Origin of the sequence: Delftia sp. DT-2 (assembly GCF_028401915.1) — a bacterium.
Taxonomy (GTDB): Bacteria; Pseudomonadota; Gammaproteobacteria; order Burkholderiales; family Burkholderiaceae_C; genus Comamonas; species Comamonas tsuruhatensis.
Genome location: NZ_JAQOTI010000011.1, coordinates 230,330 through 241,185 on the forward strand (window position 1 = coordinate 230,330; position 10,856 = coordinate 241,185).

Sequence of the window (10,856 nt, forward strand, 5' to 3'; positions counted from 1 at the left end):
CCTCTCGCTTCGCGGGGGGGACGACACCCTCGGTGCGGGGCGGCCCTTCCTCGGTGTCCCTGATGTTGGCGCGCGCCGATTTTGGAGATGTGTTCGTTGTCAGGCCATGGTGCGTGCAGGCTCTTTGGCCATCATCTCCAGCCCCTTGCGCAATGCAGGAAACAGGCTGTGCTGGAAGTTGTTCCAGCGCAGCTCAAGAATCGTGTCTTGGGGATCGATGTCGGTGCCCAGCACGTCGGCGATGACTTCGCCGGAGTCGATGCCGTTGTCCACGTAGTGAAAGGATGCGCCGGTCTTGAACAGGGGCGGGACCGGGCGCTGTTCCATGGTCTTCCAGTCCACGATCCTGCGGCCCTGCGCGCCATGCAGCGCGTCCAGCGTGGCGCAGGCGCCCCGGCGTTCATAGGGTGACTCCAGGCGCGTGATGCCGGGGTGGATGTTGGCGATCCTGCGGTGGAACAGGGCACCGGGCCGCACGAGCCGGTCCAGGATGACGAGCAGGCCATCCAGCACCACCCGCTCGGCACCCAGCTGCACCAGCCTGTCCTGCAACTGCGCCTCGAACATCTGCTTGCCCGCGGCGCGCTGCGGATCGTTCAGCGGCAGGCGCCGGTAGGAAGACGGCACGGCCATGAGCAGGTCATTGACCCTGCGCCCCTGGATGCGCAGATCCGGCGGATAGAACCAGCGGCCGCCCGGCCGGTAGCTGAAGCCGTAGTCGCCGATTTTTTCGCGGTCGCGCGGCGAGGCCTCGTCGTCGTCGTGGATCACGGCCTCCAGGCTGTAGATATCGCCCAGCGGGCTGGTGTCCAGCAACTCGCCCAGGTATTCGAGCGGCGACTTCATGTAGCGCGTTGCGCCCTTGTAGGCGATGTGCTGGCCGGCATGGTCGGCGGCGGCGTTTCTCAGGGACCAGATGTAGACGAGTTTTGTCTTTGCCATGTTCGTGGATTCAGCAGGAATTCAGATGTCGGCCAGCACGCCTTGACTGGCGGGACTGGCCGATGCAGCCGCCACCGGCTGCGCCCCGTCTTGCGGCTGGACCATGCGGCCGGCCTCCATGCGCACGATGCGGTCGGCCAGGTGGAAGTAGCGATCGTCATGGGAGATGACCACCAGCAGGTGACCCCTGGCGCGCAGCTCGGGCAGCAGCTCGGTGTAGAACAGGTGGCGGAAGCTCGGGTCCTGGTCGGCCGCCCATTCGTCGAAGACCAGCACGGGCCGGCCCTCCAGATAGGCGTGGACCAGGGCCAGCCGTTTTCGCTGCCCGGTGGACAGGTCGATGGTGCTGAAGCTGCCGTTGCGCACGCTGACCTTGTGGGCGATCTCCAGCCGCTGCAGGTAGGGCAGCGCGGCCTCGGGCAGCGCGGCGGCCTGGCCTTCCTCGCCACCGGCCACCAGGTCCTCGAACAGGTAGAAGTCCGAGAACACCGTGGTGAACAGCTGGCGGTAGTCATCGCGCGTCTGTGCCGTGACGGGCTGGCCGTCATGCAGGATCTCGCCCTGCTGGGGCGCATACAGGCCCAGCAGCAGCTTGATCAGCGTGGTCTTGCCCGAGCCGTTGTCGCCCACCACAAAGACCAGTTCGCCCTTGTCCAGCTTCAGGTCGATGGGACCGATCTCGAAGGCCTTGCCGCCTTCGGGCGCATCGAAGGCATAGCGCACGCCCCGCAGCTCCAGGCCGTGGTCCAGGCGGACCTCGTCGGGCGGACTGTCCAGGTGCAGGTGCGGCTCGGGGCTGGCAAAGCGCGCCGACAGGTCGGCAATGCGCTGCAGCGCCACCTTGGCACGGCCCAGGTTGGGCAGCGCGCCTGCGATCTGGTCCATGGGGCCCTTGAGGAACAGCAGCACCAGCACGAAGCCGCTGAGCACCACGGGCTCGGTGGTGCGCAGCGCGGCCCAGCCCAGGATGAGGGCGATCAACAGAAAGAACAGCGCGGAACCGAAGGCCGTGGCCAGCACATAGGTGTTGATGGCGCGGCTGTTGATGCGGCGGATGGCATCCACGGTGGAGCCGATTTGCCCGTCGAAGATGCGGCCCCGGCGCGCGCGGTGCATGCGCAGCTCCTTGGCGCCTTCGCTGATGGCGCGGTAGGCCTTGTGCAGCACTTCCTCGTGATCGCGCGCCTTCCAGAACCCCGCCACGCCGCGCGACTGGGCCAGCGCCTGCAGGCTGACGCCCAGCACCAGCGCCACCACCAGCATGGCAAACAGCGGCGGCGACAGCAGGGCCAGATAGGCCAGGCAGCCCAGCGCAATGGCCAGGGCGATCACGTTGGAGGCCAGCACGAAGGCCACGTCGCTGATCATGTCCACGTCCTGCGTGAGCACGGGCATGAGGCGGTGCGTGCGGTAGCGCTCCAGCGCATCGATGGGCGCGGCCAGGATCTTGCTGGCCAGTTCCTTGCGCAGCCGGGCCACCAGGCGCTGCCCCACTAAATTGCCCGACATGTCGGACGCGGCCCGGCACACCAGCACGGTGGCGCACAGGGCGATGAAGGTCAGCAGCAGCCCGCCCGCCAGCCCACCGGGACGGTTGAGCACCTGGTTGATGGTCGCCAGCAGCGCCACCGTGGCCCCACCCGCGCAAATGCCCGTGACCACGGACAGCGCCATCCACGGCAGGAAGGGCCTGAGCAGGCGCAGTACCTCGGAGGGCGGTCGGCTGGCGTTTTCCATAAGGGATTCCTCTGGCGCCCATGGGCGCATGACCTTGCAATGCCGGCGCGGCCCGGCGTTTCCTGGAGCGCGGCGCACGGCGAGCGCTCTCTACTCCCTGCAAGACGTGCGTGCGCCAAAAATGTTCACCGCCCAGGCGATGAACAAATTCCGCCGCCCAGCGTCATCACGGGGAAGGGGCAGCGCGGGCGCCATGCCCTGCACCGGCCCGCCCTGCCTTGTCTGCCGCACACCCGAAGGACGCCATGGCTCTCCACCCCGACCTGCAAGCATTTCTTGAACTCGCCAACGCCCAGGCATCCAGCCGCCCGCGCATGAGCCAGATGACGGCAGCGCAGGCGCGCGCCGCCTACGACAACGCCACGCTGGCGCTGGACCTGCCGGGCGACGATCTGCCCACCGAGGACCTGGAGCTGCCCACGCGCGACGGCGCGCGTATCCGTGCCCGGCTCTACCGCGCAGCCCCTGGACACACAGCCTCGCCCTGCCTGCTGTTCCTTCACGGCGGCGGCTATGTGCTGGGCGGCCTCGAATCCCATGACAGCCTGTGCCGCAGCCTGGCGCTGGGCACGCCCTGCAATGTGCTGGCCATCGACTACCGGCTGGCGCCAGAGCACCGCTTTCCCACCGCCTTCCTCGACGCACAGGACGCCCTGGCCTGGCTGCTGGAGCACGGCGGCCGCCATGGCCTGGACGCGCGGCGCCTGGCCATTGGCGGCGACAGCGTCGGGGGCACGCTGGCCACGGCCCTGTGCATCGCCGCGCGCGACGCGGGCATGCCCCAGCCCTTGCTGCAGCTGCTGCTCTACCCCTGCACGGCAGCGCAGCAGGACAGTGACTCGCATGCGCGCCTGGCCACCGGCCATCTGCTGGAAGGTGACACCCTGGCCTGGATGTTCGGCCAATACCTGCGCAGCGATGCGGACCGGCAGGACTGGCGCTTTGCCCCGCTGCAGGCATCCGACCTGGGCCGGCTGGCCCCCACGCTGATGGTGCTGGCCGAGTACGACCCGCTGATCGACGAAGGAAAGCGCTATGCCGAGCGGCTGCAGGCCGCCGGCGTGGCCGTGGACCTGCAGATCTACGCCGGCATGGTCCATGACTTTGCGCGGCTGGGCGCCCTCACCGAAGAGACCGAGGTGCTGCGCGGCCGGCTCTGCAAGGCACTGGCCCATGCCTTCCAGGCGGCCCGGATCCCGGCCCTGGCATGAACGGCCCTGGCATGAACATTTGCCGCGCCTGCACGTCATCCCGGTCATGAGGCTGCCTTGTGTCCCCTGCGTCCCTTGCGTCCCTTGTGCCCTTGCCCCCATCCGTCTCCCGCACGCGGGGCACTCCACCTGAAAGAGTCCACGTGCGTCCAGCCGAAGCCACCGCTACACCGTCACCGGACGCCTCCGGCGCCAGCTACCTCGCCCATGCAGGCGCCGAGACGATCAGCGTCTTCGGCGATGGACAGCGGCTGCGCCTGGAGCGTTCGGGGTCCGTGGATGCCGGCAGGCCCGGCAAGCACAGTCTCTGGAACCTGTCACCCGCGGCCGCGCCAGGCCTGCTGCGGCTGCAATGGATGGGGCCCTGCTCGGGCATGCCCGAAGCCGATGAACTGCTGGCCGCGCTGCAGGCCGGTTTCGGCCTGCACCCGGATGCCCGGGAAATCGAGCTGTCCCTGCCCCGCCTGCCACCGGGCCTGCGCGACAGCATCGCCACAGTGCAGCCAGGCCAGGCTCCGCGCGTGGCAAGAAGCGTGCTCTGGCAGCAGCCCCTGTGGCTGCCCCGCCCGCGCCCACCCTATGCGCTGCACTACACGATCAGCGAAGGCCGGCGCCACCCCGTGCGCCTGCACAAGCCGCGCGGCGAGGTCTACCGCCGCTTCATCCCCTGGCTGGGCCGCACGCTGAGCTTTCGCACCGTGGAGCCCGAGGCCGACCTGCCCCTCATCCACCGCTGGATGAACGACCCGGTCGTCGCGCATTTCTGGGAGGAAAGCGGCGACCTTGCCCACCACCACGCCTATCTGCAGCGCATGGCCGGCGACCCGCATGCGCTCGGCCTCATCGGCTGCTTCGACGGCGAGCCCTTCGGCTACTTCGAGGCCTACTGGGCCAAGGAAGACCGCATCGCCCCCTTCTATGACGCGGGCGACCATGACCGGGGCTGGCATGCGCTGGTGGGGGAGGCGCGGTTCCGCGGCCAGCCCTACCTGACGGCCTGGCTGCCCTCGCTGTCGCACTACCTCTTTCTGGACGACTGCCGCACGCAGCGCATCGTCGTGGAGCCGCGCGCCGACAACCGCAAGATGCGCAAAAGCCTGCCGCGCTGCGGCTATGCGCTGGTCAAGGAATTCGACTTCCCGCACAAGCGCGCCGTGCTGGGAGTGCTGCTCAGGGAACGCTTTTTCGCAGACGCCTTGTGGATACCGCAGACCGACGCAGCCGCGCCGGACGCACTGGACGCATCGACCCAATGAAAGGACCTTCCATGCAAACCCACCCGCTGATCGGCATCGGCTTCGGCCCCTCCAACATTGCCCTGGCCATCGCCCTCAAGGAGCGCGAAACCACCGCGCGGGCCATGCACCCCGTCTTCATCGAAAAGCAGCCGCGCTTCGCCTGGCACAAGGACATGCTGCTGGAGCAGGCCCACATGCAGGTGTCCTTCCTCAAGGACCTGGCCACGCTGCGCAATCCCACCAGCCGCTTCACCTTCATCAACTACCTGCACGAGAAGGGCCGGCTGCAGGACTTCATCAACCTCAAGACCTTCTTTCCCAGCCGCCACGAGTTCAACGACTACCTGGCCTGGGCCGCCTCCAAGTTCGAGGACCGCTGCGTCTACGGGGAGGAAGTCATCGAGGTGCTGCCTGAAAAACGCGACGGCAAGGTGGAGCTGCTGCGCGTGCGCTCGCGCGATGCGGCCGGCAACGTGCATGAGCGCCTGGGCCAGAACCTGGTCATGAGCATCGGCGGCACGCCCAGCATTCCCGAGCAGTTCAAGCCCCTGCGCGGCGATGCGCGCGTCTTCCACTCCAGCGCCTACCTGCGCAGCATTGCCGAGCATGCCAGGCCGCTGCGCATCGCCGTCGTGGGCGCGGGCCAGAGCGCCGCCGAAATCTTCATGGACCTGCACGGCCGCTACGCCAAGGCCGAGATCGACCTGGTCATGCGCGCCCGCTCCATCCGCCCCTCGGACGACAGCCCCTTCGTCAACGAAATCTTCAACGCCGACTTCGTGGACCATGTCTACAGCCGCCCGCACGACGAGCGCGGCGCCCTGCTGCGCGAGTTCTGGCACACCAACTACGCCTGTCCCGACCTGGAGCTGATCGAGAGCATCTTCAAGGTGTTCTATGAACAGAAGGTCGTCGGCGACACGCGCCACCGCTTCCTGCGCCGCCACGAGGTGCAGGACGTGCGCGCCGCCAGCGACGGCATCCACCTGGGCCTGCGCGACCTCAACAGCGGCATCGACCATGCATCGCGCTACGACGTGGTGGTGCTGGCCACCGGCTATGCGCGCGAGCACCACAAGACCCTGCTGGACCCGCTGGCCCCCTACCTGGGCGACTTCTCCGTGAGCCGCGACTACCAGGTGCACACCACGCCGGACTTTCGCCCCGCCATCTTCCTGCAGGGCGCCTGCGAGGGCTCCCACGGCCTCAGCGACACCCTGCTGTCGGTCACCTCGGTGCGCACCGGCGAAATCGGCGACGCCCTGCTGGCAGCGCAAGCCCAAAAACCCGATGTTGCGCGCACAGAACAGCTGGCGCTGCAGGACTGAAAGATCGCACCGGGCATGATGGCGCACGAATCTCCCATGCCATAATTTGAATGCAAACCATTTGCATTTGAATTCGAATCACCTGCGCCGCTGAATCCCATACCCGCTGCTGCAGCGCCCCGGCCCTGGCCGGGGTTGCGGCATCCGGTAGGCCCATCTCTGTACGGACCCAGGGGTTCCAACCCATCGCCCTTGCGGAAAGGCAGGTATCCGGATGCGTGACCTGATCCAGGAACTCGTGGCTCACTATGGCGATCTGCGCCGCCAGCTCACGCGCGATCTCCGGGATCCGCACTATGCGGCCGACATCGCGCAATCGAGCTTCGAGCGGGTCTATGTGCACGCCCTGGGCCTGCGCAGCGGCAAGAAGGCCGAGGCGCTGCCCGATGCCGACATCGAATCCCCGCGCGCCCTGCTGTTTCGCGTGGCACGCAACCTGTGCATCGACGATGCGCGCAAGCGCAAGACCTCCCAGGACTGGACGCGCCAGCAAATGGCGGTGCAGCACAGCGCGCCCTCCAGCGAAACCCTGGCCGCCCAGCGCCAGATCCTGGACCGCGTCGTCCAGGCGCTGGAAAGCCTGCCGCCGCGCCGGCGCGAAGTCTTCATCCTCTTTCGCGCGCACGGCTACACGCGGGCAGAGATCTCCGAGCAGCTGCACATCACCGAAATGGCCGTCGCCAAGCACATGGTGCGCGCCACGCTGGACTGCTCGCGCGTGCTGGCCCAGCTGCGCTCCGAGCTGATCGAGGACCATGCGCTGGGCAGCGCCATGGATTTCGACAACAGTACACTGATCGACGACGCATCCTGACCCCCCTTTCCATGGCAAGTGCACCTAGCGAGCGCATGGTCGAGCATGCGCTGACGCTGATCGTTCAAAGCGAAATCGCTCCCGACCCGGTGGCCCACCAGGCACGCCTGGCCCTGGGCGCATGGCGCGGGAAATCAGCCCGGCACGATGCCGCCGCGCGCGAGGCGCACCTGCGCTGGAACCTGCTGGGCGGCATGTCCGGCGGCCTGCGCGAGCAGTTCCAGGAAACCGCCCTGCTGGCCGACCGGGCCTCGCGCTCCACCCAGGCCGTCCGGCGCCGCAAGCTGCTGCTGTCCTTCGCCGGGCTGCTGGGCACAGGCGCGCTGGCGGGCCGGGGCGCCTACTGGTACTGGCAGCAGCCCTTGCACACCTCGGCCTACGCCACGCGCAACTCGCAGATCCTCAAGATCACTCTGGCCGACGGCAAGCTGCCGCTGCAGGCCAGCCTGGTGGAACTGGCGCCCCAGAGCGCCATTGCCGTGACGCTCTACCGCCAGCGCCGCAGCGTGTCCATGGCCCGGGGCGAAGTGCGATTCGAAGTGGCCCCCGATCCCGACCGGCCCTTCGAGGTCATCACGCGCGAGGCGCGCATCGAGGTCGTGGGCACGGTCTTCACCGTGCGCGACCGCGGCGGCCCCGTCACCGTGGGCGTGGAGCATGGCCATGTCAGGGTCCGGGCGCTGGGCAGAGATGCGCAGGATGCGACGGGCCCGGCGGCGGCAACGCTGGACCTGCTGCCCGGCCAGATCGTGGACATCCGCAACGGCCAGGCCGAGGTCGTGCGCCAGGCCGATGCCGCCACGCTGTCCGCCTGGCGCGAGGGCTGGCTGGTCTTCGAGAACACCCCGCTGGCCGAGGCCCTGGCCACCGTCAACGCCTACCGCACCCAGCCCATCGAAGCCGCCGATGCGCGCGTGGCCGCGCTGCGCCTGACCGGGCGCTTTCGCGCCAACGACTCGGCCGGCCTGCTGGCCGTGCTGCCCTCCATCCTGCCGCTGAGGGTGCGCGCGCAGGCCGATGGCAGCGTGCTGCTGCAGGCGCTCTGAACGGGGCCTTCGGTTCCCCGACAAAGAAAAGGCCACGGCCGGATCGCTCCAGCCGTGGCCCATGGCCCATGCCCGCTTACCAGCGATAGGTGGCCGTGCCGATCACCTTGCGGGGCTCGCCGTAGAAGCAGCCGTAGGAGCAGCTGGCGATATAGGTCTTGTCGGTCAGGTTGGTGAGGTTCAGGGCGAAGCGCCAGGGTCCGGTGGTATAGCTGACCATGGCATCCACCAGGGTGAACGCCGGCAGCGAGACGGGAACCCCATAGGCCAGGCCGCGTGTCTGGCCCAGGTACCTGGCGCCCATGCCCACCTTGAGGCCGGCAAGCCCGAAGTCTCCAAAGCTGTAGTCGCCCCACAGCGATATCTGGTTGTAGGGCACGCCGATGGAGCGCTTGCCCAGCTCGTCCGGCTGCAGGGGGCTTGCCTGCGTGGTGCGCGCATCCGTGTAGGCATAGGCGGCAATGATGTTCACATTGCGGCCGATGGAGCTTCGCGCCTCCAGCTCGAAGCCGCGGGAGCGGACTTCACCGGCCTGTATGTTGAACGCCCTGCTGGCGTCCTGGGGATCGGGCACGAGCAGGTTCTGGCGGGTGAGCTGGAAGACCGCTGCCGAAACCATGGCCCGGGAGCCGCTGGGCTGGTAGCGGACCCCGGCCTCGTACTGCTGCCCCGTCGTGGGCTTGAACCGCGATCCAAGGCGGTCCTGGCCCTGGGTGGGCTCGAAGGACTCGCTGTAGCTGAAGAAGGGGGCAAGGCCATTGGCGGCGAGATAGACCACGCCCACCCGGCCCGTGAAGGCCGAGCTTTTCTCATTGGCCGCGCTCACGTCCCCGGTGAAGAAGTTCGTCTCGTTGAAGCGGACCTTGTCATAGCGGCCGCCCAGCAGGACCACCCACTTGTCATCGATCTTGATCTGGTCCTGCGCATAGATGCCGAGGCGCTTGTAGTCGTTCTTCCAGGACGAGCGGTAGTAGGGGGAGACAGGGCCCACCGGCTTGCCATAGACCGGGTTGAAGACATCGAGGTCGGCGGCCTGCTGTTCATAGCGCTCGGTCTCGTGCTTTGGCAGGGCGTAGTCGAAGCCCACCAGCATGGTGTGCTTGATGCGGCCCTGGTCCAGCTGGTACTGCAGCGAGGTATCGGTCACGAAGGCCGACGAGCGGTCCCAGCGCGGCTGGTAGTAGCGCTCCACCACCGAGCGCTGGTCGGCGGACAGGCCCCAGCCGTCCGTGCTGAAGTAGCTGCTCTTTGCGTTGTAGTAGCGCATGCTGTTCCTGAGCTTGAGCTTCTCGGAAAAGGCATGTTCGAAGAGATAGCCGATGGAGTAGCGGTCCAGATCGAATTTGTCCCGCCCCGCCTCTCCGATGAAGCGGTTGCGGGGAATCTGTCCATTGATGTTGGGCAGTAGGGTGCCGTAGGCGGGCAGCCCGTAGACGTAGGTGGTGCGGTCCTTCTGGACCTCGGCCAACAGTGTCAGCGAGGTGTTCGCATCGGGCTGCCACTTGAGCGATGGGGCGACATAGGTTCTGTCATCGGGGACACGGTCGATGAAGCTGTCGCTGTCGCGCTTGAGCGCCACCAGCCGGTAGGACCATTTGCCCTCGTCGTCCAGGGCGCCCGCAAAATCACCCGAGACCTGCCTGCGCCCGAAGCTTCCGGCGTCGATGTTCAGCTCCCGGATTTTTTCCGTGGTGGGCCGCTTGCTCACGGTGTTGACCACGCCGCCCGGGGAGACCGAGCCAAAGATCACCGAAGAGGCGCCCTTGAGCAGCTCGATGCGCTCCAGGCCGTAGGGCTCCTGCCGTCCGTCGTAGATGTTGGCCGTGAACAGGCTGCCGTCCCGGTACATGCCCGTGGTGCGGAATCCGCGCAGGTACAGGCTGTCCGAGGTCCGGTCCAGGCCCTCGGCGCGGGTGACGCCGGCGGCGTAGCCCAGCGCATCCTGCAGGCTTTGCGACTTCAGCGTCTCGATCTCCTGGGCACCGATGACCGTGATGGACTGCGGTGTCTCCAGGATGGGCGTATCGGTCTTGGTACCCGTTGAACTGCGCCGGGCGACATAGCCCTGCACGGGGCCGGTTGCGGTTTCGCTGTCCGTGACGTTGATGGTCGGCAAGGTCGCGCCGGAGACCGCGGGACGGCGGATGGCGAAGCCTCCGTTGTTCATCCTGATGGCTTCCAGGGACGTGCCGGCCAGCAGCTCCCGCAAGGCCTGCTCCGATGTCAGGCGGCCGTTGACGGCGCGGGAACTGAGCCCGGCCACCAGGTCGCCTGCGGCAAACATCTGGGTTCCCGTCTGGCGGGACAGCTCGTTGATGGCCGAAGCCAGGGCCTGGGCCGGCACATGGATATCGAACACTTGGGCAGCCTCCTGCCCTGTGGCCTGGGCCACCGCCTCGGTGCTCCAGAACGAGACGGAACCAAAGGCCGTGGCAAGGGCCAGGCTCAGCAGATGTTGACGGGGCAAGGAAGGCATGGTCGAAGAATTTCCAAAGGCATTGAATGAGACTGGTTACCAACCGGGCACGGACCTCCGCCCG

At 67.6% G+C, this 10,856-nt stretch carries 8 protein-coding genes; 5 read left to right on the top strand and 3 right to left on the bottom strand.

The window, feature by feature from the left end:
- Positions 1-99 precede the first annotated feature (99 nt).
- Both PO605_RS21315 and PO605_RS21320 read right to left on the bottom strand, forming a co-directional pair.
- Positions 100-942 (bottom strand): N(5)-hydroxyornithine transformylase PvdF, encoded by an 843-nt coding sequence (locus PO605_RS21315; RefSeq protein WP_047470500.1) that lies wholly within the window; start codon positions 940-942, stop codon positions 100-102.
- Positions 943-963: 21 nt separating this feature from the next.
- A complete protein-coding gene (locus PO605_RS21320) occupies positions 964-2,679 on the bottom strand; it encodes a cyclic peptide export ABC transporter (RefSeq protein ID WP_047470493.1) in 1,716 nt (571 codons plus the stop codon).
- 245 nt (positions 2,680-2,924) lie between these two features.
- Between PO605_RS21320 and PO605_RS21325 the strand changes: the two genes are divergently transcribed.
- The 5 genes from PO605_RS21325 to PO605_RS21345 all read left to right on the top strand — a co-directional run bounded on the left by PO605_RS21325 (position 2,925) and on the right by PO605_RS21345 (position 8,316).
- Entirely contained in the window at positions 2,925-3,890 is a 966-nt protein-coding gene (locus PO605_RS21325; protein ID WP_272206855.1) for an alpha/beta hydrolase, read from the top strand.
- A gap of 143 nt (positions 3,891-4,033) precedes the next feature.
- Positions 4,034-5,146 (top strand): GNAT family N-acetyltransferase, encoded by a 1,113-nt coding sequence (locus tag PO605_RS21330; protein ID WP_047468626.1) that lies wholly within the window; start codon positions 4,034-4,036, stop codon positions 5,144-5,146.
- Positions 5,147-5,157: 11 nt separating this feature from the next.
- On the top strand, positions 5,158-6,456 hold the full coding sequence (locus PO605_RS21335; protein WP_047468628.1) for a lysine N(6)-hydroxylase/L-ornithine N(5)-oxygenase family protein: 1,299 nt from the start codon (positions 5,158-5,160) through the stop codon (positions 6,454-6,456).
- Positions 6,457-6,670: 214 nt separating this feature from the next.
- Positions 6,671-7,270 (top strand): RNA polymerase sigma factor, encoded by a 600-nt coding sequence (locus PO605_RS21340; RefSeq protein ID WP_047468631.1) that lies wholly within the window; start codon positions 6,671-6,673, stop codon positions 7,268-7,270.
- Positions 7,271-7,281: 11 nt separating this feature from the next.
- Complete coding sequence (locus tag PO605_RS21345; protein WP_272206856.1) at positions 7,282-8,316, top strand: FecR family protein; 1,035 nt, start codon at positions 7,282-7,284, stop codon at positions 8,314-8,316.
- Between the two features lie 76 nt (positions 8,317-8,392).
- Here PO605_RS21345 and PO605_RS21350 read toward each other — a convergent pair whose 3' ends face one another.
- A complete protein-coding gene (locus PO605_RS21350; protein ID WP_047468637.1) occupies positions 8,393-10,792 on the bottom strand; it encodes a TonB-dependent siderophore receptor in 2,400 nt (799 codons plus the stop codon).
- Between the last annotated feature and the right edge of the window lie 64 nt (positions 10,793-10,856).

Bases quoted from the DNA above. Each gene is read 5' to 3' on its own strand.
- PO605_RS21315 (WP_047470500.1), bottom strand. From the start codon at position 942: ATGGCAAAGACAAAACTCGTCTACATCTGGTCCCTGAGAAACGCCGCC.
- PO605_RS21320 (WP_047470493.1), bottom strand. From the start codon at position 2,679: ATGGAAAACGCCAGCCGACCGCCCTCCGAGGTACTGCGCCTGCTCAGG.
- PO605_RS21325 (WP_272206855.1), top strand. From the start codon at position 2,925: ATGGCTCTCCACCCCGACCTGCAAGCATTTCTTGAACTCGCCAACGCC.
- PO605_RS21335 (WP_047468628.1), top strand. From the start codon at position 5,158: ATGCAAACCCACCCGCTGATCGGCATCGGCTTCGGCCCCTCCAACATT.
- PO605_RS21340 (WP_047468631.1), top strand. From the start codon at position 6,671: ATGCGTGACCTGATCCAGGAACTCGTGGCTCACTATGGCGATCTGCGC.
- PO605_RS21345 (WP_272206856.1), top strand. From the start codon at position 7,282: ATGGCAAGTGCACCTAGCGAGCGCATGGTCGAGCATGCGCTGACGCTG.
- PO605_RS21350 (WP_047468637.1), bottom strand. From the start codon at position 10,792: ATGCCTTCCTTGCCCCGTCAACATCTGCTGAGCCTGGCCCTTGCCACG.